The sequence below is a fragment of the Kitasatospora sp. NBC_00374 genome, assembly GCF_041434935.1.
GTDB lineage: Bacteria > Actinomycetota > Actinomycetes > Streptomycetales > Streptomycetaceae > Kitasatospora.
Genome location: NZ_CP107964.1, coordinates 78,806 through 102,571 on the forward strand (window position 1 = coordinate 78,806; position 23,766 = coordinate 102,571).

Genomic DNA, 23,766 nt, shown 5'->3' on the forward strand with positions numbered 1-23,766 from the left:
TATGAAGGGCAACCAGGAGCGCCCTGATATGGACGATTTACGGGATCCATGTGGTCGACGGGCGTCGACGGGTATGCGCATGGCGCGTGGGCACCTCTGTCGTCAGCTGCGCGCGGGCAGCACGGAACACCGGCGTGATCACCGCCGGTGCGTTGACTATGGCAAGCCACCTGACTGCGAGTCACCACCTGATGGGCCCCCACCTGCCACTTTGACAAAACCTTTACCGAGGACTTCTGTCTCATATCGGACATAGGGTCTGCAATCCTGCGTGCCGAGTCGACCGGCGGACATCGCCGGATTGTCGCCGAGCCTTCGCCCTCCCCGCGGAGGCCGTTTCGGCCCTGGGCCGTCACCATCGGCTTGGCAAAGGCTTTATCAAGTTTTCAAACGGCATCTCCGACATAGTGTCAGGAATCCCCTCAAGGCGTGATCGCAGTGCAGGGAAGCGCGTTCGGAAGCAGGGGCTCTGACGTGCAACTCTTCCCGCGAGGCTGCCGCAGGCAGCACCGACACGACTCTGTGAGAGGCGGGGCTCATTCCCGTGCCAGCACCCACACCACGCAGCCGCATCCTCGCGGCGGCCCTCGCCGGGGCACTAACCGCGATGACGCTCACCGCCCTGGCCGCACCCGCACACGCCGACCCCGCGACAGCCGCCCCGGAGGCTGCTCCGACCGCCGCGCTGACGGCCGACCAGGCCTCCGCCAAAGCCCGCGCCACCGGCAAGGCCGTCCCCGTCGACGCCTCGACCACCGCAACAGATCAGCTGACCGCCAACCCTGACGGCAGCCTCACCCTCAATCAGGCCCTCGCCCCCGTCCGCAAACGCAAGGACGGCGCCTGGAAGCCACTCGACACCACACTCGTCAAGCGCGCCGACGGCTCCATAGCGCCGGCCCTGACCACCAGCGACCTCACCCTCTCCAAGGGTGGCAACGGCCCCCTCGCCGTCATGAAGTCCGGCACCCGGTCCTTGTCGATCACCCTGCCGGACGCGCTCACCAAGAGCCTTCCCTCCCCGGCACTCGACGGGCCCACCGCCACCTACAGTGTGCTCGCGGGCGTGGACCTGAAGGTCACCGCCGACCCGCAGGGCGGCTTCTCCGAAGTCCTCGTGGTCAAGGACGCCGCCGCCGCCGCGAACCCGGCTCTCAAGTCGCTCGCCTTCACCACCAGGACCAGCGGCATCGGCCTCACCGCGGATGCGGCCGGCAACATCGCCGCCAAGGACCCGCACGGCAAGGTGGTCTTCTCCGCTCCCGCCCCCGTGCGCGGCGTGTGGGACTCCGCCGTCGACACCGCGGCCCCCACCGTCACCGACCCGACCACCGGCACCACCCTCGACGCCCGCAGCGGCAGCCCCGCGCGCTCCAGCGCCGCCGCCCCGGGCGCCACCGCCCACACCGCACCCATCGCCGCGACCGTCACCGCCGGGTCGATCACCCTCACCCCCGACCCCGCGCTGCTGTCCGGCCAGAACACCGTCTGGCCGCTGTACATCGACCCGACGTACTCCAGCGCCGGCAGCCCGCTGTACGACTGGACCTACGTCAACTCCACTTTCCAGACCACCAGCTACTGGCACACCTCCGACGCCACCGGACTTCGCGTCGGCTACAACGGCTGGGAATCCCCCAACTACGTCGGCCGCGCCTACGCCCGGATGGGTGTCCCCAGCAGCATCTACGGCGCCCAGGTCACCTCCTCCCGGTTCTACGCCACCGAGACCTGGTCCCCCTCCTGCACCGCCACCCCGGTCGAACTGTGGTGGACCGGCGGCATCACAGGCTCCACCACCTGGAACAACCAGCCGAACTGGACCGGCAAGAGCGACACCCAGACCGTAGCCAACGGATACTCCAGCAGCTGCCCCACCGCCTCCGTCGGCTTCGACACCACTTCACTGATGCAGTCCGCGGCCAACGGAAACTGGGGAGACGTCACCCTCGGTCTCAAGGCCTCCAACGAGTCCGACAAGTACGCGTGGAAGAAGTTCCAGCCGTCCACGATGTACATGTCCACCACCTACAACCACACCCCCACCACGCCGGCTCCCCTCACCACCTCGCCCCAGACCTCCTGCGGCGGAACCCCGACCGTGATCGGCAACGGCGACGTCAGCCTCTACGCCGGCGTCAGCGACCCCGACGGCGGAACCCTCGGCGTCGCGTTCACCGCGGTCAAGAGCTCCACCGGCGCCGTCATCGCCTCCAGCACCACTGGTTCGCTGTCGGCGACCTCCGGTACCACCGCCTCGCTGATCATTCCCAGAGCCACCCTCGCCGCAGCAGCTGGCGGCGCCCTGACCAACTTTTCCTGGAACGTCGTCGCCAGCGACGGCATCGCCAACAGCCCCACAAGTGCCACCTGCACTTTCACCTTCGACCCGACCGTCCCCGGCGCCCCGAGCATCTCGCAGCCCGCCACCTCCTACACGGTCGGGACCACTGCCAACTTCAGCGTCACGGCGAACCCCACCGGCATCGTGCCCTCCAGCTACCTCTACCAGCTCAACGGCGCCGCCCCCGCCACCGTCGCCGCCGTCTCCGGCAACGCGACGGTGACCATCAAGCCCACCCGGCGGGTCAACACTCTGACGGTGACGGCGATCTCGGCCGGGGGGAATGTCGGTGACTCTGCCAGCATCGTTCTCAATGCCACCGCGCCCGCAACCGCGGCGGAGAACGACCTGACCGGCGACACGCACCCCGACCTCGCGGTCGTAGGCAACCGGGCCAACCTTCCGGCGGGCCTGTGGATGTCCTCCGGTACGACAGTGAACACACTCAATGCCGCCGCAGACAACATCGGCGCACAAGGCACTGCGGTCAACACCAACGGCAACCCGAGTGATTGGAACGGTCTCCAGGCTGTCGTTGGCCACTTCGCCTCCGGCGACGGGTTCAACGACGTCCTCGCCTACAACCCCACCACCGGCACCGGCACCGTTCTTTTCGGCAGCGGCGACGGCTCCGCTCTCTCCCCCGCGACCGGTGCCGCGGTCAACGTCATCGACAAGGCCTTTACCACCGGCTCCGGATCCAAGGCCACCCGGATCGCCAGCGCCGGCTCCCTCTACAACACTCTCAACGACGAGCCCGTCAACGGCTTCCCCGGGCTGCTCCTCATCCTCGACGGCTCCCTCCAGGTCGAACAGGCCGCCGTCACCACGGGGACCTTTACGGGCACCGGCGGAGCCATCGACGTCTCCGACACCAACCCCACCGGCACCGGCAACTGGACCGGCTGGACCATCACCACCACCCTGGTCAACGGTCTTCCCGCCCTCTTCGCCCGCTCCGACGCCGGCGGCCAGCTCTACTACTACAGCCCCCAGAACCTCCTCGACCTGCCCATGGGCAACCCCGTCACCCCCCTCCAGGTCGCCTCCAGCGGCTGGGACGCCACCAGCAAGCCCGCCTTCCAGGCCGCCGACATCGACCGCAACGGCACCGCCGACCTCTGGGCCGTCGACGCCAACGGCAAGGCCTCCCCCTACCTCTTCAACGGCACCACCCTCACCCCCACCGCCAACCAGACCCTCGTCACACCCACCCACACCTGGGCCCTCAACGACAACACCACCAACGGCGCAGCCGTCACGACCGCCAAGGACACCACCGGCACCACCCCGCTCACCGGGCAGGCCGGCGCCACCTGGAGCACCAAGGACATCTTCAACCCCGACGTGCGCCTGAGCGGCACCAGCACCGGCGTCATGAGCAGCAGCTCCGCCGCCCTGTCGCCTTCGGCGGACTTCACAGCCTCGGCGTGGGTGAAGGCGGACGCGACGGGCGGTGTGCTGCTCTCGCAGGACGGCACCCAGTCGGCGGGCTTCATCGTGTACGCGGACAGTGCGAGCAAGCAGTGGTACTTCTGTATGTCGCAGGCCGACAGCAGTGCCTGGGCGTATGACTGCGTCCACGCCGGCGCGGGCGGTGGTCTCGTGCAGATCGGCACGTGGACGCACCTGACCGTCAGCTACAACCGCACGTCCAACGTCATGGCGCTGTACCTGAACGGCATCGAGACCGTCTCCGGGCTGCACAGCCCCGTGGCCGGGTTCACCGGCGGCTTCCGGGTCGGCGACTACATGTACCAGGGCAGCCACGTCAGCCCCTTCAAGGGAGCCGTCTCCAACGTCCAGGTCTGGGCCGGCACGACCCTCAACCCCAGCCAGGTCGCACTGCTGTCCGGTACTCCCGGCTACGTCCTGTTCCCCAGCGACGACACCAACTACTCCAGCGGCAGTACCTGGACCACGAACCGCGCCGGCATGACCTTCACCAACGGTCTCCTCACCATCACCAAAGCCGCCGGCGGCACCTGGACCCAAGGCGCAAGCGGCTACCCCAACGCCGTCCTGACCCTCCAGTCGGACGGCAACCTCGGCATCTACCAGCAACCTGCCCACACACCCGGCACGGCCCTGTGGGCCGTCGGAACGGCCTCCCCCGGCGACAGCATGTTCCTCCAACCCGACGGCAACCTCGTCATCTACCGCTACGACGGATGGCCCATCTGGGCCTCCGGCACCGTCAACTAACCACCCCCCGCACAAGCACCCGTTCATAGCTGCCCGGGCCGACACGGCCCGGGCAGCCGGGTGTGGGACTCCAAGGGCGGCGGAGGGAAACTGGGGGTCCAGTTCCGTCACCCGGTGCCTCAAATACCAAGCGGCCCCTTAGCTTGACTCTGTCGGTGATCTTGGTGGTCCCCGGCTGAGCAGGGTGATCAGTGGGCAGGTTCGTGGCTGTGGTGCAGGTCGACCCAGTGGCGAGGTGCGCGTTGTCCGTCCGTCCCCGTTCCGGCGAAGAGGTTCCCGCTCTGACTGTGCAGGTCGCACGGGCGAGCAATCCGAAGGGGACGACGGCGATGTGGGTACGGGACCGGCTGGACGGGCTGTGGCACGACGAGGACTTCGCCGGCTGGTACCCGCGCGACGGCCGTCCCGGTCTCTCGCCCGCCCAGCTGGGCACCGTCTGCGTGCTGCAGTTCCTGCTCGGACTGTCGGACCGTCAGGCAGCCGAAGCGGTCCGCTGCCGCATCGACTTCAAGTACTCCCTGGCCATGGATCTGAACGATCCCGGCTTCCACCACAGCGTGCTGACCGACTTCCGCGAGCGCCTCACCCAGGACGACGGAATCCTGATAGTCCCGCCATGATCGGCGCGTGAGCGAGTACTCGTGACCGGGGCCGGGCGAGGCCGGGAGGCTACGCCAGGTGGGGTGGATGGGTGCCGGTTGGCTGTTCTGCGCTGCTGCGCAGAACAGCCAACCGGCGCCCCGCCTGTCGTCGCCGTAGTGGTTGAGCTTGCTGGTGGCGCCTGCCCAGGTGCCGTCGGCCTGCTTCTTGGCGGTGGTGAAGGCGGTCAGGCGGTGGGCCGGGTCAAGGGCCCATTCCTGCTTGGTGTCTCCCTTCTCCTGGGCGGCGACCTTGTCGTTGGCCCAGTAGGTGTTGGTGGCGCCGGTGCCGGTCTTGGTGGTGCGGCCGAAGGCGTCGTAGGTGAAGCCGGTGTCGGTCAGACGGTCGGCGCTGTCGTAGGTGTGGTTCTCGACGACGGCGCCGTCGGTGGTGCAGGCGGGTTCGGTTCGTTCCGGAACGGGGCGGGCGGGGTGGCAGGGTGGCCGGGGCCCGCTCTGTGTACGGATGTGGTCCTTGTTAACATGCCCTGCTTGGCACAGCGCCCATCTAATCCTTGGATCATTGATGTCACTGCCTCTCAGCCCCACGCAACGAACTCAGCGGCTGGACTCCCTCACCGGCCTCCGATGGTTCGCGGCGCTAGGGACTGTTCTGAATTCAGATCATGGTGTGGGCTTCAGGCTGCGGAGCCAAATGATGGAGCCGCGCAGGTGGAGACCTGCTTCGAAGCTGGCGGGCGTCTTGTCGTAGCGGGTGGCGAGGCCCCGCCAGTCCTTGATCTTGTTGATGGCTCGTTCGACGGTGTTGCGATCGCGGTACAGATCGGCGTCGTGGCTGACGGGCCGTCCGCCGCCTCGGCCTCTCTTCTTGCGGTTGGCGGCCTGGTCGTCCTTCTCCGGGATGACTGCCTTGATCTGGCGTCGGCGCAGGTAGGCCCGGGTGGTGCGAGCGGAGTAGGCCTTATCGGCGGCCACCGCGTCGGGGCGCGTTCGGGGCCGGCCGATCGGGCCGCGTACCTTGATCTTGTCCATGACGGCGGTGAACCGCGGGTTGTCCGCGCTCTGGCCCGGGGTGAGTACGAGGGACAGTGGGCGGCAGCGCCGCTCGGCAGCCAGGTGGGTCTTCGTGGTCAGCCCGCCGCGCGATCGCCCCAGCGCGGCCGCCTTGAGCCGGGCCCGGTGGCGTCGGCGTAGTTGGCGCTTCGCCTCCCGCCGGGATTCCTCCGCCTCGTCGGTGTCGTCGCCCCGGCCCGCTATCGCTCCGGTTCGTCCCTTCGCAACAGCCCCTTTTCCTCCGCGACGGCTTTCTCCAGCTCCTCCAGCAACTCGGCGTCCACGACCATCCCGGCGGCGTGATGGTGCGCACGAGAGACGGTGGAGTCCACGCTGACCAGTGACAAGTCGACCTGGCCGCGCGCGGCGGCCTCGGCGATCATCCCCTCCATCAGCGTCTGGAAGACTCCCGTGCGCGCCCAGGTGCCGAACTGGCCGTAGATCGTCGACCAGTTGCCGTACCGCTCGGGGACATCCCGCCAGGGACTGCCCACCCGGAACCGCCACATGATCGCGTCGAACTGCCGCCGCAGGTCCGGGATCGGCCCCGTCGCCGCCATCGGCAGGAACGGCTCAACCAGCTCCCACTCACTGTCCGTCAGATCGCCGCGCGTCATGGACTCGTTCTACCAGCCACCACACCACCGAGGAGCACGAACCGGCGCAATCATGATCTGAATTCAGAACAGTCCCTAGCGGTGTTCATCTACCACAGCGGGCAGATATGCCGGGTCCCCTATCTCGGTGACTACACCCTCTACGGAGACTCCGGGGTGGCGTTCTTCTTCGTACTGTCGGGCTTCGTGCTGGCCTGGTCGTTCTCCGACGAGACCAGGATGCGGGTGTTCTACTGGCGCCGGCTGGTGCGCATCTGGCCCGCCCTGGTGGTGAGCGTGGCCTTCGCCTATGTGGCGCTGCACCAGGTGTGGTCGGTCGCCCACCAGGACGTGTTCCTCGCCGTGAGCCTGCTGCAGGCATGGCACCCCAACGTGCTGCTGACCGGCAACCCGGTGTCCTGGTCGCTGTCGGCGGAGGCGTTCTTCTATCTGATCTTCCCCTTCGTCATCCGCCCGATCATCAAGGCCAAGCCGGTCGTCCTGGCCGCGCTGGCCGCGCTGCTGGTCGGTCTGGACCTGGGTTTCCGCAAGTGGGCGTTCGACTACTACCTCCCGCACCACAACGACACCTTCCACCTCCTGGTGGTGCTGCGCATTCCGCCGTACCGGGCCCTGGAGTTCCTGCTCGGCATCGTGGTGGCAGCCGCGATGCTCAGGGGCTGGCGGCCGCGCATTCCGATGAGCGTCGCGCTGCTGCTGGTCGCGGCCGACGTCTACGCCATCAAGTGGGCCATGGACCAGCAACTGCTCGGAATGTTCTGGTGGAACCAGCTGATGACCCCGGCCTTCGCGGTGCTCATCATCTCCGCCGCGGGGCGGGACCTCGCCGGGAAGCGCTCCGTGTTCCGTTCCCGCTCGCTGGTGGCACTGGGGACCTGGTCGTACGCCTTCTACCTGATCCACCTCACCGTGATGAAGTGGCTGGAGCCCCACGTCAAGATGGTGCAGGGCGAGCGCTGGCAGAACCTGGTGCCCCTGTGGACCTTCCTGTCCGTGGCGGTCGTGCTGTCGTGGCTCTGCTACCGCTTCATCGAGCATCCCGCGGACAAGTGGCTGCGGCGGATCGGCCCGAAGAACCCCCGCCGGCCTGCCGTGCACGCGGTGCGCGTGCCGGCCCCGGGCCCGCTGCCCGAACCCGCGGCCGCCACCCCGGTGGCCCAGGGGGCAGCCGCGGGCGGCCAGTAGACCGTCGGCGGGCCGCGCGCCCTGCACCACGGCGGCCGGCCGGCCGGGTACGGCGGTCACAAGAATCCAGGGAGGACAGGCGCCGCGGACAGCCGCGCCAGGAGCGCCCACCGGCTCACCGGGCAGCCCAGGCCATCCACGGCCTGAGCTGCCCGTGCCCTTCGGCGTTCCGCCCTTTTCGGGTCACCGGCGCCGGTCCTGCCCCGCCCGCACCCCGGGGGCACGGCCGCCGCAGGACCGGCGCGACACTTCCTCCATGAAGTCCACCACCGCCTGCCGGCACGTGAGCACGTGCTGGCAGGCGGTGGCGTGTGTGGGCGGGGCCGCCGAGGCTGCCACGGTAGCGGCAGCGGCGCATGCCATGGCCGTGGGCGAACTCGTTGATGGTGCCTTCCACTCCGGAGCGGACCGCGTAGCGGGCCTTCCAGTGGGGCGTCTGCTGCTCGGCGCGGACGCGGACTTGCAGGTCGCGGAGTTCTCGTGGGGGAAAGCCCACGTTGCGGGCTCGGGAGTTCGTGCAGCGGGGCCGGTCCGGACACGGCTGGCACTGGCTCGTGGTGAACCGCGCCACGATCAAGGGTGCCGCGGTGGGTGAGGAGGTCGGGTAGGGGCCGTGCCAGCCGGCGCTGACCTGGCCGTTCGGGCAGGTGACTTGTCGGCGGTCGAAGTCGATGTGGAAGTCGTCCCGGTCGAAGCCCTCGTTCCGGCGATGTTGGCTGGTGGGGTTGTCCGGGAGTGGTCTGCTGACGGTGACCTGGTGTTCGCGGGCGGCTCGCTCCAGGTGGACCAGGGAGGTGTAGCCGCCATCGACCAGGTGCTCGGCGGGCAGTAGTCCGCGACGCTCCCAGCGGCTGTGGATGCCGGGCAGGGCCTGGGCATCGTTGGTGGCGGCGGAGGTAGTGGCCACGTCCGTGATCACGTTGACGCTGTCGGAGGCGCACGTCTCGGTGAGGTGGGCGGCGAACCCCTTCCAACGGCAACCAGCTGCTCACCTCCCGGGCCTACGACGGGCTGGCCAAGCTGCTCATGGCGCTGCGCGCACACGACGCGGCCGCCGTCGAGCGCCTGGCCCTGCCCCAGTCCGAGACCCGGCCCCCGCGTGAGCCGAAGCACGCCGGGGAGCCGGACGAGTTCCGCTCCGCCGGCGGAGAGGCGCAGCTGCTCCAGTTCTCCACCCAGCGGGATCCGGCGGTGATCGCGGCGTTCGTGCGGACCCGGGTGCTGGAGCCGGAGCGGGCCGAGTTCCGGCGGGGCCTGGAAGAGCTCCTCGCCTACAAGGAGAAGTTCGACGACGTCCGGGTGCCCTACGCCTACGTCGCGCCGTCCGGGCACCGGCTCGGGGTGTGGGTGGCCGACCAGCGCCGCTACAAGGCCGCCGACGTCCTCGACTCGGAGCGCGTCAAGGAACTGGACGCGCTCGGGATGGTGTGGTCTGCATTCGACACCGCCTTCACCGACAACCTCGCCGCGGTGGCCGGGTACTCGGCCGAGCACGGGCACGCCTGCCCGCCGAACGAGGCCGTCTGGAGTGGCAGGCCGGTCGGGGTCATCATGAAGAACGCCCGCACCGCGCAGCGCCGCACCGAGGCCCTAGTGCTGTGACCGCATAGGTTCGCCGGGGTGCTCGATCAAGCGGCGAGTAGTGGGCGTCCGCCCCAGCGGATGCCCTTCTCGCTGCGGATTCGAGCGCGTTCTCGGCGCTTGGCGGCCAGGACGTCGGGGTGGCGGGCGTTGGCGTTTGGGGTTGACCCGCGCATCAGGCGGTGTAGGGTGCGCAGTTTTCTCGCCCGCAGGCGGGCGGCGAGCAACTGGATGGTGGCTGTTGGGGGCTTGACCGGCGCCTCCAATCGCCTACAGTCCGGCGTCACGCCCTCGGGCGCCGTGTCAGATCCCGGTCCAGTAGGGGACGTCCTCGCTGTCGGACGCCTGAAGGTCGCCGTATCGGTCGATGAGTGCGGAGAGAAGGAAGCCCATGCCGATCACACAGACGAGCACGCCGGTGGCGACCATCGCCGTACCGGTGCCACTCAGAGTCTTGGTGGCGGGGTCGGCAGCGGTACCACGGGCGAAAGCGGTGAAGGCGTAGGAGATCAGGCCGATGCCGGCCAGGAGCCCCAGGATGCCGGTGATCACCGCCCGTCGGGGCCGACGTTCTCGGGCGCCGTCCGAGGCGACCGGGCCGGACACCACCGCGAGGCCGGGAGGCGGAGAGTGCGGAGTCGCGGAAGGTTCGGAGCGCGCCGCCGTCACGGCTGCTTCCCCGGCCCGTTGTTCCGCCAGCGCGCGGACCTCCGGCCGGCGTGCGACGTCAGGTGTCCGGACACCCGACAAGGTCACGGCCGTCTCGGGACCTGGCCCCAGGATGCCGTCCGAATCAGCGAAGCCGACGCTGGTGTCCACGCTGTCCACGCGGACAACGCGGCCGGGCACGACACCGGACCCCGCGGCCGGAGACACCGGGTCGGCGGCATCCGGCAGACCCATCCGCCGGCGCAGCGCCGCGAGGTTGGTGGCGTGGGCGTCGAGTTCGGCGTCGGCTGTTTCGAGGAGGTGGTCGTACTGCCACAGGGGTGGTGTGGGCGGTGAGGTGTCGTCGGGGGTGGCGGTGCCGGTGGTGGTGGTGTCGTCGTGTGGGTGCGGGTCGCGTGGGAGCCGGCGGTTCTGCCAGGCCCGGTAGTGGGCCGCGGCCAGTTGCTGGGCCTCGATGCGCAGCTGTTCGGCCTGGTCGCGTTCGTGGCGGGCTTTGGCGAGGAGTGTCTCGCTGTGCTCGAGGCGTTGGCGGGTGTCGGCGAGTTCGGCCTGGACGGCGGTGAGTTCGCGCTGGTCGTGGGTGCCGGTGGCGGCGCGGTCGCGTTGGTCTTCGAGGTGTCGGCATCGTTCGCCGAGGGTGGCGACGGCGGTCAGGAGCATGAAGATGATCCGGGTGGTGTCATGGACCATCTGGACGGCCTGGAGTTGTCCCTGGCGGGCGTCGTCGAGTCTGAGCTGGATCTCGGCCGCGGAGTCGGTCGCCGCGGTGGGCGGTGCCGCGGTGGCGGCGAGGGCCGCTTCCTCCGCCGCGGCGAGCAGTTCTTGGCCTCGCACCAGGGCCAGGTGCCGTTTGACCGGGTCCTTGACGAGGGCGGTGACGAGTTCCTCGAGGAGCCAGCTGGGGATCAGCCGGTGGCCGGAGCGGAAGTCGCCCCAGCGGGTGTGGCCGTAGCGGAAGCGCTTGGCGAGCTCACGCAGGCTCAGCCCCGTGGTCAGATCGCGCAGCCAGCCGGCCAGCGCCTCGGCCGGCGGCGTGTCGCCGTCCAGGCCGTCGAACGGTTCGCCGCCACTGTCCGCCTGCGCCATCGCCAGTCTCCCCGTGTCCGCACTGTCCACGACTTTCCCCGGGCCGACCAGGCACTCTCCGCTGCGGCCGAGACGGACAATCAGACCACGAGCGCATGCTGGCCTTCACCCCAACGCCGAAACCCGATGGAGGAATTCATGCGCTCGCGCAACAAGCGCAGGCTGGACGCGATCGTCTTCTTCGCCGTCCTCGCGGCCGCCGTACTGATGACCGTCGCGGGGGTGCGCACCGGGGACCTGGCCACCGTCTGCGTCGCCGTCGGGGGCCTGTACGGCGCCTGGACCGGCAACCACCGCACCCCACCCACCCCCGACACCGAACCACCAGCAGCAGACCCCGGCACACCACCGACCACCCACCACACCGCGCCCGACACCGACCAGCCCTGACCACTGGTAAGCCACGGGCGGCCAGACGGCTCGCCCCCTCCTCGGCTTCGACACGAGATCCGGAAGATCATCTGCACCACCAGCGGCCGTCGAAAGCCCCAACTCCCGATACCGCAGAGCCGCCAGCCCCTGCGGCCACTTCCCCAACGAGCACGAGCAGGCTGCACTCAAACAGCTCTACCTGGCCACCTCGCCCGTACGCCAGCGACGCAGCTGGCCGGCAGGGTGAGGAGAAGCAGACCGACGCAATCGGCGAAGGCTTGGCCGCTGTCGCGTACGCGCTGCCGGACGTTGCCGCCGCGATCCGCGAGCAGACCGAGGCGCAGCGGTAGTCGACGCGGGGAAGGGGTGCCCGGCCGTCGCTGGCCTGGCACCCCTTCGAGATCGGCTCCGGGATCGCTTCGGACGCAAGTGCACGTGGTCCATGTGCCGCCATTCGCCGGCGGATGCCGGGGGCAACGGTCGACAAGGCGGACAACCCCGACACGGCACCGGTGCGTTCCTCGGAGGTCGCTATCGGGGTAGGGCGTAGAGGCGGCGCTCCAGGTAGATCTCCACGAAGACCGCGACCTTCGCGCGCAGGGCCCAGGGGTCGAAGGGTTTGACGATGAAGTCGACAGCGCCGGCGGCGTAGCCGCGCATGGAGTACTCGGGGTCGTTGCCGATGGCGGTGAGGAAGATGATCGGGATGTCGCGGGTGCGGGCGCGGCGTTTGATGTGGGCGGCGGTCTCGTAGCCGTCCATCTCGGGCATCTGGATGTCAAGGATGATGACGGCGAAGTCGTCGGACTCCAGGAGGGCTTTGAGGGCTTCCGGGCCGGAGGAGGCGGAGACGACTTCGTGGTCGTGGGTGCCGAGGACGGCTTCGAGGGCCAGGAGGTTGGGGTGCTGGTCGTCGACCAGGAGCACCTTGGGCTGGCCGGTCAGCGTCGGCCTGGTGGCGGGGTCGACCAGCTGGACCAGTTCGGGCTCGGGTAGGAGGGTGCCCTGCTGGTTCTCGACCACGGCGAGCTGGCGCTCCAGCAGGTTGCAGCGGACCTCGGCGAAGGCGGCGCGCTGGCGGGTCTCCTCCAGTTCGCGGCTGAGCCGGGTGACTTCCATGGCGAGGATCTGCCGTTCGGTGAGGATCTTCGCCATGTCCTCGTCGGGCACGATCGGGAGCGCCTCCGCGGTCGGCACAGGATCCTGGTCCGTCTCCAGCCGCTTCAGGCGCAGGTCAAGGTCGGCGATGAGGTGGTGGTAGTCGTCCAGGGCGTGGTCGAGTTCGTCCTTACGGGCGCTGGTGCGCCTGGCTTCCTGGTCGGCGGCCTTCAGCTGGCCTTCGAGTTGCTGGACGGCCTGGCTGATGGAGGCGCTGGTGCGCAGGGCCGCCAGGCGCAGGCCGCGAAGGCGGTCGTGGGTGGCGGGGTCGATCTGGGTGCCACGCTCCTCGGCGACGTGGCGGAAGAGGTCTCGATGAAGTCCCACTGGGGGATGCGGGTGCCGCCTAAGTAGCGGGAGAGGGTGCCGGGGCTGATGTAGCAGCGGGTCGCGTAGCGGCGGGCGGACAGGGCCAGTTCCAGGAACAACTCGCGTAGGGCTTCGGCGAAGGCCCGGCACTCGCTGTTGAGTTTGTCGTCCAGCGGCTGAAGCCCGCCCATTCCCACCCCTTTGACCGGCCCGTCCGGTACCGGTTCGCCTTCAAGCCCCGCCACCCGCTCGGGCGGCCACCCCATGCCCCCCCGGTGCGCAGCGGTCACGGGGACGATTCCTCGCACTCGGTCTCCGGGCCGGCGACGAGCCGGTCGAAGAACGGGACCGCGACGCCGAACGCTCCGGCCCCGTACAGGACGCACTGCGCGGTCGGCGAGCCGGACAGCCGGCACAGCACCCCCGCCCCGATCCCGGTGAGCATGGCCAGCAGCAAGACCAGCGCCGACCTCATGGACAGCAGCGAACGCCGCACTTCATACCTCCGCACAAGCCAGCCCGAGCCACCTCGGCGCGGACCCAAAGACTCGATCAGCAGAACGAGTTGGCAGAAGCATCTCGGAGGCCTGGAGTGTTGCGCGCCCTGCAACACCCCCGCAACAGCGGACGACAACACACCGGCAACAGCCAGCGTCGGCGTGCCTGCATAGTTCCGGGACTCCGTGATCCGGCAGTCCCGTCGGTGCCCGGGGCGGGCGCCCGGCGGGACGCGCAGGGCGCCCGCGCCGTGGGCCTCGCGGTCACCTGCTGCGGAGGGGGCGCCCGCCTGGCTGCCGTTGGGATTTCCGGCCGCGCCGATACAGTTCCTCGGCGACCACGGCACAGACCACAGCGGTACCAACGAGGACGAGCGGCGCTGGCGACGTTAATGGGGCGCGACTGTTGGAGGCGCTCGCCGGGTGGGAGCCGTGGACGCCGGCGGTCGCGGCGCTCCTGCCGGCGGTGGTCGCGGTGCGCGGACTGGTGGGGCTGCGGCGGTCGGCGTCCTCGGAGGTGCCGGCGGCCGTACCCGGCAGGGTGGGCACCGTGGCTGACGGAGGGTCGGGGGCGGGGTCCGGCAGGCACTCGGCGCGAGGCGTCGCGGGGACGTTCCTGCGGTTCAGGGACCTGACGATGGTCAACCCGACGACGGCGCTGTACTTCGCCGCGATGGTGACGGGAGGGGGCGCCCGGGTACGCGGCGGCGGGGCCGCGTTGCGGCCGGGGGTGTGCGCGGCCTCGCTGACGTGGCAGCTGTTCCTGGCGGTGGTGGGGGTGTCGATGGGCGCATGCCTCTCGCCGAAGGCGCCGCGACTGGCCTACTGCGCCGGGTACGGGCTGGTGGGCCATTACGCTGTGCGACCATCCTGGGCGTGATGGGTGACGGCTGTGGCTGGTGCCACCAAGACAGGCGGCGGAAGCGGGAACTCCGCTTGATTCGGTGACGGATCGTCATATGACGATCACTTCGGGTGGAGCTCGCGGGCGGCTTCGATGGGCATTGGTGTGATCGGGGGCGCGTTGCCGGCCTCTTCGATCATGAAAAACCCCCTCAAAAGCTGTCATTTCCGGCGAGACTTCTTGATCCTTACCGCCGGTAACAGTCAACTGGCCTGCGCCGTAATGGAATTACTTGATGACTGGCCACAACCGCCCGTAGCTTCTTGGGCGGTGCAACGAGCACCACCCGGGTTCACCCCGAAGCACGGCCCGCCGGCTGACCCCGGTGCGAGGGCCGTGCCCGCCGACCGGCCGAGCTCGGAACGGGCCGGCGGTGAGCGGGGAGACCGGGCGGCACGGGCACGTCGGACACGTGCCCGGCCGTCCAACGAATGAGGTGAACGAAACATGGGCCCCACCGGGGCCTGGTTCCGCATGCCTGCCTGGGGCTTGTCGAGAGGATGTTCATGACTTCCGGTCACGAGACCATCGCTGCCACCACCTCCACCAAGGCCCCCACCAAGCGCAACCGAGTCCGCGTGGCCGTCGTGGCCGGCGCCGCCGTCGCGGCTCTGCCGGTGGCCGGCCTCGTCTCGGCCCCCTCGGCCTCGGCCGCCTCCGCCTCGACCTGGGACGCCGTCGCCCGGTGCGAGAGCGGTGGCAACTGGTCGATCAACACCGGCAACGGCTTCTACGGCGGTCTGCAGTTCACCGCCGGCACCTGGCGGGCGTACGGCGGCACCGCGTACGCGCCGCAGGCGAACCGGGCCAGCAGGGCGCAGCAGATCACCGTCGCCGAGAAGGTGCTCGCCTCGCAGGGCCCCGGTGCCTGGCCGGTCTGCTCCAGGAAGGCCGGTCTGACCAGGGGCGGCGCGCCGGCCCAGGTCGACACCGCCACCGAGGCCAAGCCCGCTCCCAAGTCCAAGCCCGCCCAGGCCCGGCCGGCCCAGAAGCCCGACCGGAGCTCCACCGACGCCACGCGATCGGCGCGGACCCCGACCCCGTCGTCCCCGGTCAACTCCCCCGGCGCCCCCACCGGCACCTACACCGTCAAGAGCGGCGACACCCTCAGCGAGATCGCGGTCAAGTTCGGCACCGACGTGTGGAGCCTGTACACGAGGAACATCCGGACCATCGGTGGCGACCCCGACCTGATCTTCCCGGACCAGGTGCTGGACCTCTGACTCCGGGTCGGACCACGGCCGGCCACCCCTCCGAGGGGCGGCCGGCTCCGGCGCGTGGGCCCTGGTGTCCGGCGCCGTGCCCGGGCCCCCGGCGGGCGACCGGGCTGGAGGGCCCCGGTGTCCGCGTCAGTAGGCTCGCAGGGCGGCGAAGCTGATCAGCGGCCCCGAGTTGACCGGCTCCCCCGTCGTCGACACAACACCATGAACCGCGAGCGCGGGCTGAGCGGCGTCAACAGCTACGCCCGCGAACTGGGCTTCGACCCGGCGGTCCGGCCGGCGCGGACGCCGCCTGGCTCGACCTGTGCAGCGGCGCGGGCCGGGCACAGGTGGAGGCCGCGCGGGCGCTGCCCGGAGCGGCCGAGTTCACCGGCGTCGACCTGGTCGGCCCGCTCGCCACCCCGCCCGACCTGGCCGCGCTGCCTGCGCTGCGCCTGGCGACCGCGGCGCTCGCGGGAATCGCCGTGAAGGACTGGCGTCCGATCGATTGTTGAACGTTGAACGCGATGTCCGAATACCGCCGGACTCGTGATCGCCGGCGTCCGATCATCGAGTCATGTCCGAGAACACGACAGCGAGTTCGGGGAAGATGACGATGAGCACGACCATGGTGGCCGCACGGCTGGCGGGCAAGGTGGCGCTGGTGACCGGCGGCAGCCGGGGAATCGGCGAGGCGGTCGCGCTGCGGCTGGCCGAGGAAGGCGCCGACGTGGCGCTCACCTACCGGGAAGGTGCCGAGCGCGCCGAGGCGGTCACGGCCAAGATCGAGGGAATGGGCCGCCGCGCCTGGGCCGTACGGGCGGACAGCGCCGACCCCCGGGCGATCCGGGAGGCCGTGGACGCGGTGGCGACGCGGTTCGGCCGACTCGACATCCTGGTGAACAACGCGGGCGTCGGCGTGGTCGGCCCGATCGAGGAGATCGACGAGGCCGACATCGACCGGGTGCTGGACGTCAACGTCCGGGGGTCGCTGCTGGCCTCCAAGGCGGCCATCGCCCACCTGGGCGAGGGCGGACGGATCGTCACCATCGGCAGCTGCATGGCCGAGCGGGTCGCCTTCCCCGGTGGCTCGGTGTACGCGACCAGCAAGGCGGCACTGTCCGGGCTGACCAAGGCGCTGGCACGGGAGCTCGGGCCGCGCGGCATCACCGCCAACCTGGTGCACCCCGGTCCGACCGACACCGACATGAACCCGGCCGACGGGCCGGGCGCCGACTTCCAGGCCAGCTTCACCGCGCTGGGCTCGTTCGGCACCCCCGCGGACGTGGCCGGCACCATCGCCCACCTGGTGGGCCCGGAGGGCCGGTACATCACCGGTGCCGCGATCGCAGTGGACGGCGGCTTCGCGGCCTGAGACCGGCGGGCCCCTCTGGGGCGCGGCCCCGCCCGGGCGGTGAACCGCCATCCGGGCCGGGCTGCGCGGTGGTCCGCGCTCCGCGCACGCCCGCGGGTCATCATCGACGGGGGCCGCGAAGGACCCCGGGAAACCGAGCGCAGCTCGAAGTCCGGCAGGCCCCAGGTAGCAGCGGCCGCGTGTGTGGCCATCTCGGCCCCAGTGCCCTGCTCGACATCGGCCGGCAACGCAGAGCATCAGGTATTCGGCGCATGAACCGACCAAGGGCGGTGTCCACGATCAAAGTGAGTTCCGCGCCGCCCTTGACGGAGCGCCAGCTGACCTGCGACGACTGCGTCTCTTCCACCCCGACTATTAGACGCCCCGACCCCGGAAGATCACCCACCCCGTTCACGAAATCTCAGCAGCCATCCGCGCCACAGCCCACACCCACCAGCAAGCCACCCACCGACAGGGCTATCACCGAACCCGCCACATGCAGGAGACCCCTCAAAGGAACAGCACCACTCTCACCACACCCACGAAACCCCCAGCCCAAAGACCGCCGGCCAACTCGCCAACACCATCAACCCGCCAGTGCCGGTAGCACACGCCCGGTGTTGAAGGTCGCGCCAGCGGCACCGCGAGCACGTGGAAGAGCATCTCCAGCGGCTTCGGTCCCAGTCGTCTGCGCAGGTGGCGCAGGGCAGTCTCCGAAGGGGCATGTACGTCGAGGCCCGCAAGGCCGGCGACGAGCTTGTCCCACACGCGTTGGTAACCAAGCCCTGGAAACAGTCCCAACGCCAGTACGAAGTAGATCCCGACGCGGGACGGTAAGGCTCGAACGCGCTGCTGGACGGTTCCGGTCTGCTCCAGCACGTCGTCGACGAGCTCGAACGGCAGGAACTGGGTCAACCCGCCGAGGTGGCCGGGAGCGAAGGCGCCCTCGGCACGATCGTGGTGCGTGTCAATGTGCAGGTGGCAGGCTGGCTCGACAACGGGATCCTCTGAACGGGACAAGTCTTGGTCGGCTCTCCTCCTACCAGGGGATTCCGCCCCATGTGCCCATCTTGCGAACGCACTTGACAGTGCGGCAACAGGCCTAACTTCGTGGCATTGCCGGTTGTAGAGGTTGCGCTGGGCGGAGCTGTGGCGGTCGCCGGCCTTGCGCGGGCGGTTGTAGTGGGCCCGGGCACCAGGCGAGGCGGTGAGCGAGGCGAAGGCCCAGACGTAGCCGACCGCGGCCAGGCGCTGGTTCTTGACCCGGCGGACCATGACCGCGTGGCTCTTGCCGGAGGCGCGGGTGACGGGCGCCGATCCGGCGTGGGCCTTGAGCGCCTTGGCGTCGGCGAAGCGGCTGCGGTCGTCGCCGATCTCGGCGAGGACCCGGGCGCCGCTGAGCGCCCCGAGGCCGGGGAAGCTGGTGATGACTGCGGCGTCGGGGTGCTGCTCGAACAGCTCGACGGAGGCTTCGGCGAGGTCGTCTGCGGCGGTGCAGACGGTCTCGAACTTGCCCAGCAGGGCCAGGGTCTGGCGGCCCATCGCGGTCTCGACCAGCGGGAGCTGGCGCATTTTCGGGACGCGGAGGGCGGCGTGCAGGCGCTCGACCTCGGCTTCGATGCCGCGCTGGCGGCCGGCGCGCTTGAGCACGGCCTTGAGCCGGCGGGTGAGGCGGGCGGCCTGGCCGGGGGTGGGTGCGGTGGCCAGCAGGGTGCGGGCCAGCGGCGCGGTGAGGCCGCCGGTGATCGGCTGGACGGCGGCGAGGTAGCCGGGGAAGTACTCGCACAGGTGGGAGCGGAGCTTGTTGCCGGCCTGGGTGCGGTCCCAGACGGCGTCCTGCTGGGCGCGGGCAAGGACGGCGACGGCCTAGGCGAGTTCGCTGTCGGCCGGCAGCTACCGGTGGGCGTCGGCGTCGGTGCGCAGGATGTTCGCCAGCACCATCGCGTCGAGGTGGTCGGACTTCTTGCGCGAGACGCCCACCCCGGCCGGCCCCACGGGCGGTTCGCCGACGACGTGCAGCCGTGTCGTCCAACGCCGAGCTCGAATTCCGGTTCATTGCCGGCCCTCGCTCGAAAGGTGGGTAACCGTGTCCGTGTACGGCTCGAACGGCCGGGCCCGGCCCGACGCGGTGCAGCGTCGGGCCAGGTGGCGGGGTGGTCCGGTCAGGCCGGGCAGTTGCCCAGGACGACCTTGCCGCCCGACTGCGAGGCGGTCGCCGGATCCACCATCAGGCACAGGTTCGTCCACTTGTTGATGAACCGGAGGGCCGACTGGTTGGCGAGATTGGTGGGCATGATGTTCCACATCTGGTTGTCGGAGATCCAGCGGGTCTCACAGGGCCACCAGAACAGTTCCATCCCGGCCGACGGCGGAGTCCCGTTGTTCCACGGGACGGTCAGGCACTGGCCGTTGGCGGCCTTGATCCAGTAGTAGCCCAGGCTGTCGAAGGTGGACGGATAGGCGGCCTGCCACTGCTGGCTGCTGGGCGGGTTGCTCTGGCAGGCCCGCTGCTGCACCACACCGCCCTGCCCGGAGCTGTCGAACTGGGGCCCGCGGGTCATGCACCGGCCGTACTTGCTGTCCACGTAGGTCTTGTCAGGCTTGACCAGCCAGATCGCCGGGCTGGTGCCCCGGGCGTCGTAGTAGGCGTTGCGGGCGATGATGTTGTGCACCAGCGCCCAGCCGGGGTAGTCCATCATGACGATGCCCAGCCGGCGGTTGGCGGTGTCGTTGTTGAGGTAGTTCATCAGCCGCACGTTGACGCCGTCGACCCAGACCATGTCCTTGCCGCGCAGGACGCTGTAGCCCCCCGCGTACTCGGAGGGGACGAGGTTGAACGGTGCCCGGGACGCGGAGGTGTAGGTCACGAAGGTCTGGTTGGCGGGGGCCGAGCCGGCCGCGGCGAGGTTCTTGCTGACCAGGCTCCACTTGGCCGGGGCGTCGGTGGCGTTCCAGGTGTCCTCGGTGTGGTCCGAGAAGCCGTTGAGGCCGTAGGAGCCTCCGTTGTCGGCGTTGAAGACGGACAGCACGATCTTGCCGCGGGCCTGGCCCAGCGTCGGCGGTTCGCTGCGCTTGCCGTTGTTGTAGAACAGGCCCGCGTACTGCTTCGCGTAGGCGTCGAAGAGGGCCGTGTGGCTCGCCGTCGGATGGTCGTCCGAGCAGCTGCCGATGGAGCCGTCGCACTCGGCCCGCAGGCGCATCAGGAGGGTCTCGCCCTTGTGGGCCGAGAGGAAGGCCTTCGCCTTGGTCAGGACGTCGTCGAAGTTGGCGTTCTGGTAGAAGGTGCCGTGGTGGATCACGAACTTGTCGTTGATGATGCGGACCCGGATATCGACCGCGCGGATCCCACGGTCCAACTGCGCGGACAGCGTCGCCGCGCTGTCGCCGAAGTCCTGCTGCGTCTGGGCGCTGGAACCCCCGTGCACGGCCAGCGTCTCGTGGGTGCCGGGAATGGACATCGCCGTCAGCGGCGTGGTCGCCCCCACCTTGCCCATCCAGTCCTGCTGGTCGGCCGAACCGAGGTTCTGGAAGGCGTCGCGGTTGTCCTTCCCCTCGGCCAGGGCGGCGTGCGGTATGGCCAACGGGGCCACGGCCAGGGCGAGGGTGGCGACGGCGGTCACCATCGCCGTCCGGGTCAGGCGGCGCAGGCGGGGCAGGCGGGGCAGGCGCCGCAGAGCGGCGCAGGCCGGGCGGGCGGACGTGGCGGAGGTGTGGGGCATGGCCACCTTTCGGGGGAGGGGAAGGCCGCAGGCACGGCCGAGGCCGGGCGCGTAGCTCTGTTCACGAGAACGGGCCGCACTTCGACGTCGGTTCAGGAGGCGGTAAGCGGTCGCGGCTAGGCCGGAATGCAGGTTCTGACGGCGCCCAGGCCCTCGGCGGCCTCCAGGAGGAGCGGGCCAGCGTGGGGCTGCTCGACGAGGGCCTGGGCGTGGTAGAGCGCGTTCTCCAGGACGGCGGCCGGGGCGCGGATGTGGCGCAGCGCGGCGAAGGCGTCGGCGGCCTGCCCGGCGGGCCGCAGGGCAGGCTGTGGGGCGTCCGGGGTGAGCCGGTGGGGCCGGGACGGCGGCGAGGTGGCTCCAGGGCGGCTACTGGCGGCCCTGGGGGCGCTGCTGGGGGCCGAGGGCACGGCCCGTGGGACCAGCTCCTCGCGCTGATGGTCGACGCGGCCTACGCGCAGGCGCAGCTGCCAACCCCGGCCCCGCCGCACTGGCGGTCCTGCCTGGACCTCTCGGCCCGGGCGCAGTGGCGGCTCTACCAGGAGCACCCCTGGCTGGCGGCCACGATGAACCTCACCCGGCCGCTGCTCGCACCGAACGGCATGCGCCATATCGAATGGGCCCTGGCGGCACTGGAGGGCCTCGGCCTCGACGCCGGCGCCCGCATGCACGCGGCGGTCTCGCTCTTCGGATTCGTCCGGGGCTGCGCGGTCGACCTCGCGGCGGAACAGGAGGCGGGTCACGCCAGCGGTGTCACCAGCGACCAGTGGATGCAGGTCCAGGAGGCCCGGATGGCCGCGCTGCTGTCGGACGGCACCTTCCCGGCGTTCACCACCGCCCGCACCGACCCCGGCCTGGACCTGTCCGCCGAATCCCTGTTCACCTTCGGCCTCGACCGCCACCTCGACGGCTTGGCGGCCCTCATCGCCGCCGCGGGCGACCAGTCGAACTTCGGCGAGACGAGCAGCGCGGTCGTCAATCTCCAGCGAGACTGGTGAAACCTCGCTGAGACAGGACAGCCCGGCAGCGACCGGGGCTTGTCCCACCGGGCCACGGCCAGCAGCACGGCTCGGGCGCAGCGGCGGGCGGCACGACGGCCGCTGCGGCGGGTCAGGGCCGGCGAGCGGCGGCACCTTGTCCTTGCGGTACGCGTTCCGTGATCATGGGGCGATGAGTGATCAAGCCCCGGAACCCGCGTCGACGAGCTTCCCCATGGAGCGGTACTTCCGCCTGTGGCACTACACCGTCAGCCACATGACGCTGCTGCTGCGCAGCGCCGCCTGGCACGAAGGCGAGGAGACGATCGATGTCTGGTTCGACGGCGTGCTGGCCGTGAACCTGCACGAAGGCTTCGGGCCGCTGACCATCCGCCCTGCGGACCCCGACGAGCGCGAACGGCTGCTGACCCACGCGGCGGGCCTCATCCACGATCCCGTGCACCGGCCACCGCTGTGCCTGATCCTGGCCTCCGGCCAGAACGAGGGGTCCATCGTCTGCGCCCACGTACGCGTCACGGCCACAACCCGCGGCCCCGGCATCGCTGGCGCGCCCCCGGTCGACGCCGACAGCGGGCGCCTGCTCTGGAGCGCCGGCCCCACCGGCAACCCCACACCGAGGCACAAATACACCCTCCACGAAGCCGGACACGCCTTCCTCCAAGCGCAGCACACCAAAACCGGACCCAAGGACAAGGAGCAGGAACACGACACGACCTGATCAACCACCCCCGCCCGCCCCGGACATGGCACGGAGGCCGGACGCAGCAGTCCGAAGAGAGGACGTCCCAACACCAACCCCGAACCTCAGTCACTCCAGTCACTGACACACCCTCCGACCAGCACAAACACCCAGTGACCGAAACGGTGTGACAACCCCGGCACCCGCCAGGCCGCAGGGGCCTGACAGTCGCGGTGGGGTGCCGGCCCGGCGGCTGCGGCAGGCCGGGACGACGGCCACCACCGGGCCGGCGACACCGCCGACACCGCGACCGGGAATCCCGGCGGGCAGGCGCAGCCGGGCTGCGCCCGGCACTCAAGGTGGCTCAGCCGTCCACGCAGGTGTACGAGCCGTCCGCCTGCTGGGCGATCCGGCTGCCGTCGCAGCTCAGCATCGGCGCTACCGCCGCCACCCGGAACGCGCCGAACATCAGCAGCGTCACCGCGACCATGGCGACTGCGATCCGGCCGCGCCCGGATGCTCGTATGCCGACGGCCGTTCCGGCGAACAGCAGCAGCACGCCAGACCCCAGGAGCAGCGCCGCGACGTCGGAGGTGTTGTCGTGGAAGCCCGCGAAGAGTGGACCCTCCGCTTCCGCGGTGAAGAGCGTGCTGGACAGCATCAGCGCGGCCGACACCGTCAGCAGCGCCGGTGCCAAGCACCCGATTGACCGTCTTTCCACACCCGCAGGACGGCACCACCCCCCTCCCGGTTCCAACCCCTCTGCACATCCCGCCCGCCAGGAGCTGCCGGGAGTGCGGACGGACAAGCCGGAGCGGAACGGGGCACGGCCGTCGATCGCCGACGGCCCGCCACCGGTGCAGGCAGACGCACAGCAGCACGGCGTTGCCGTACAGCATCTACTCGAAGTTCGGCACCCGGCGGCCCGGACGGCGGACGGCGGCAGACCGGGACGGGGCAGGCCAGCGGCGGACCGGGCGCGCAGCTGCGGGCAGGGCGGCGCAGCGCCAGGCCGGGCGGAGGTCGCCCGGGACGGACCACCGCCAACACCGCCCCCGAGGCCGCGACCGGGAGTCCCGACAGGTATCCACCGGAAATCCTGGACCGCCCGACCGGCTCTTCCCGAAGGAATAGCAGCCGCGTTCGGGAGCGGAATACGGCGGGCATTCACGACGACCCGTCAATTCAACGGGGTGACCGGACCGCGCCCGGCGGCCCCGAGAGGGCCCCGGCGGCCGGGA

General features: G+C 70.3%; 18 protein-coding genes and 5 pseudogenes. 12 read left to right on the top strand and 11 right to left on the bottom strand.

What is annotated here, in order from left to right; all coding sequences use genetic code 11:
- Nucleotides 1-607: 607 nt before the first annotated feature.
- On the top strand, nt 608-4,549 hold the full coding sequence (locus OG871_RS00295; RefSeq protein ID WP_371493454.1) for a hypothetical protein: 3,942 nt from the start codon (nt 608-610) through the stop codon (nt 4,547-4,549).
- 329 nt (nt 4,550-4,878) lie between these two features.
- Entirely contained in the window at nt 4,879-5,169 is a 291-nt protein-coding gene (locus tag OG871_RS00300; protein WP_371493456.1) for a transposase, read from the top strand.
- Between the two features lie 642 nt (nt 5,170-5,811).
- Here the strand turns inward: OG871_RS00300 and OG871_RS00305 are convergent.
- Nucleotides 5,812-6,818: pseudogene (locus OG871_RS00305) on the bottom strand (IS5 family transposase).
- A gap of 81 nt (nt 6,819-6,899) precedes the next feature.
- Between OG871_RS00305 and OG871_RS00310 the strand changes: the two are divergent.
- Nucleotides 6,900-8,003, top strand: coding sequence for an acyltransferase family protein (locus tag OG871_RS00310; RefSeq protein ID WP_371493457.1), 1,104 nt, complete (start codon nt 6,900-6,902; stop codon nt 8,001-8,003).
- Nucleotides 8,004-8,118: 115 nt separating this feature from the next.
- Here OG871_RS00310 and OG871_RS00315 read toward each other — a convergent pair whose 3' ends face one another.
- Nucleotides 8,119-8,910: a transposase gene (locus tag OG871_RS00315; protein WP_371493458.1), complete on the bottom strand. Its 792-nt coding sequence runs from the start codon at nt 8,908-8,910 to the stop codon at nt 8,119-8,121.
- 119 nt (nt 8,911-9,029) lie between these two features.
- Between OG871_RS00315 and OG871_RS00320 the strand changes: the two genes are divergently transcribed.
- Complete coding sequence (locus tag OG871_RS00320; RefSeq protein WP_371493460.1) at nt 9,030-9,605, top strand: helicase associated domain-containing protein; 576 nt, start codon at nt 9,030-9,032, stop codon at nt 9,603-9,605.
- Between the two features lie 26 nt (nt 9,606-9,631).
- Here the strand turns inward: OG871_RS00320 and OG871_RS00325 are convergent.
- A pseudogene (locus tag OG871_RS00325) lies at nt 9,632-9,742 on the bottom strand (IS630 family transposase); the annotation flags it as partial.
- Between the two features lie 145 nt (nt 9,743-9,887).
- Nucleotides 9,888-11,339 (bottom strand): hypothetical protein, encoded by a 1,452-nt coding sequence (locus OG871_RS00330; RefSeq protein ID WP_371493461.1) that lies wholly within the window; start codon nt 11,337-11,339, stop codon nt 9,888-9,890.
- Nucleotides 11,340-11,477: 138 nt separating this feature from the next.
- Between OG871_RS00330 and OG871_RS00335 the strand changes: the two genes are divergently transcribed.
- Together OG871_RS00335 and OG871_RS00340 are read left to right on the top strand one after the other, a co-directional pair.
- On the top strand, nt 11,478-11,729 hold the full coding sequence (locus tag OG871_RS00335; RefSeq protein ID WP_371493463.1) for a hypothetical protein: 252 nt from the start codon (nt 11,478-11,480) through the stop codon (nt 11,727-11,729).
- Between the two features lie 54 nt (nt 11,730-11,783).
- Nucleotides 11,784-11,919: pseudogene (locus OG871_RS00340) on the top strand (transposase); the annotation flags it as partial.
- A gap of 323 nt (nt 11,920-12,242) precedes the next feature.
- Here OG871_RS00340 and OG871_RS00345 read toward each other — a convergent pair.
- Both OG871_RS00345 and OG871_RS00350 read right to left on the bottom strand, forming a co-directional pair.
- Nucleotides 12,243-13,196, bottom strand: a complete 954-nt coding sequence (locus tag OG871_RS00345) for a PleD family two-component system response regulator (RefSeq protein ID WP_371493465.1) — start codon at nt 13,194-13,196, stop codon at nt 12,243-12,245.
- Between the two features lie 268 nt (nt 13,197-13,464).
- Nucleotides 13,465-13,674 carry a hypothetical protein gene (locus OG871_RS00350; protein ID WP_371493466.1) on the bottom strand — a complete coding sequence of 70 codons (210 nt, stop codon included), beginning with the start codon at nt 13,672-13,674 and terminating at the stop codon, nt 13,465-13,467.
- A 638-nt stretch (nt 13,675-14,312) separates the two neighbouring features.
- Here OG871_RS00350 and OG871_RS00355 point away from each other — a divergent pair.
- The 4 genes from OG871_RS00355 (at nt 14,313) to OG871_RS00370 (ending at nt 17,153) form a co-directional block, all read left to right on the top strand.
- Complete coding sequence (locus OG871_RS00355; RefSeq protein ID WP_371493468.1) at nt 14,313-14,555, top strand: hypothetical protein; 243 nt, start codon at nt 14,313-14,315, stop codon at nt 14,553-14,555.
- A gap of 530 nt (nt 14,556-15,085) precedes the next feature.
- A complete protein-coding gene (locus OG871_RS00360) occupies nt 15,086-15,802 on the top strand; it encodes a transglycosylase family protein (protein ID WP_371493469.1) in 717 nt (238 codons plus the stop codon).
- Between the two features lie 326 nt (nt 15,803-16,128).
- On the top strand, nt 16,129-16,293 hold the full coding sequence (locus OG871_RS00365) for a hypothetical protein (RefSeq protein WP_371493471.1): 165 nt from the start codon (nt 16,129-16,131) through the stop codon (nt 16,291-16,293).
- Between the two features lie 95 nt (nt 16,294-16,388).
- Nucleotides 16,389-17,153, top strand: coding sequence for an SDR family NAD(P)-dependent oxidoreductase (locus OG871_RS00370; protein ID WP_371503184.1), 765 nt, complete (start codon nt 16,389-16,391; stop codon nt 17,151-17,153).
- 570 nt (nt 17,154-17,723) lie between these two features.
- On the opposite strand, the pseudogene OG871_RS00375 reads toward OG871_RS00370, so the two are convergent.
- The 4 genes and pseudogenes from OG871_RS00375 to OG871_RS00390 all read right to left on the bottom strand — a co-directional run.
- Nucleotides 17,724-18,110 (bottom strand): annotated as a pseudogene (locus OG871_RS00375) (transposase domain-containing protein); the annotation flags it as partial.
- 141 nt (nt 18,111-18,251) lie between these two features.
- Nucleotides 18,252-19,109 (bottom strand): annotated as a pseudogene (locus tag OG871_RS00380) (transposase); the annotation flags it as partial.
- 185 nt (nt 19,110-19,294) lie between these two features.
- A complete protein-coding gene (locus OG871_RS00385; RefSeq protein ID WP_371493472.1) occupies nt 19,295-20,851 on the bottom strand; it encodes a phosphatidylinositol-specific phospholipase C domain-containing protein in 1,557 nt (518 codons plus the stop codon).
- Between the two features lie 116 nt (nt 20,852-20,967).
- Nucleotides 20,968-21,258: a hypothetical protein gene (locus tag OG871_RS00390; protein WP_371493473.1), complete on the bottom strand. Its 291-nt coding sequence runs from the start codon at nt 21,256-21,258 to the stop codon at nt 20,968-20,970.
- A 27-nt stretch (nt 21,259-21,285) separates the two neighbouring features.
- Here OG871_RS00390 and OG871_RS00395 point away from each other — a divergent pair, with 27 nt between their 5' ends.
- Nucleotides 21,286-21,846 (top strand): TetR/AcrR family transcriptional regulator C-terminal domain-containing protein, encoded by a 561-nt coding sequence (locus OG871_RS00395; RefSeq protein WP_371493474.1) that lies wholly within the window; start codon nt 21,286-21,288, stop codon nt 21,844-21,846.
- 256 nt (nt 21,847-22,102) lie between these two features.
- Complete coding sequence (locus tag OG871_RS00400; RefSeq protein ID WP_371493475.1) at nt 22,103-22,564, top strand: hypothetical protein; 462 nt, start codon at nt 22,103-22,105, stop codon at nt 22,562-22,564.
- Nucleotides 22,565-22,889: 325 nt separating this feature from the next.
- Here the strand turns inward: OG871_RS00400 and OG871_RS00405 are convergent, their stop codons facing one another.
- A complete protein-coding gene (locus OG871_RS00405; protein WP_371493476.1) occupies nt 22,890-23,222 on the bottom strand; it encodes a hypothetical protein in 333 nt (110 codons plus the stop codon).
- Nucleotides 23,223-23,766 lie beyond the last annotated feature (544 nt).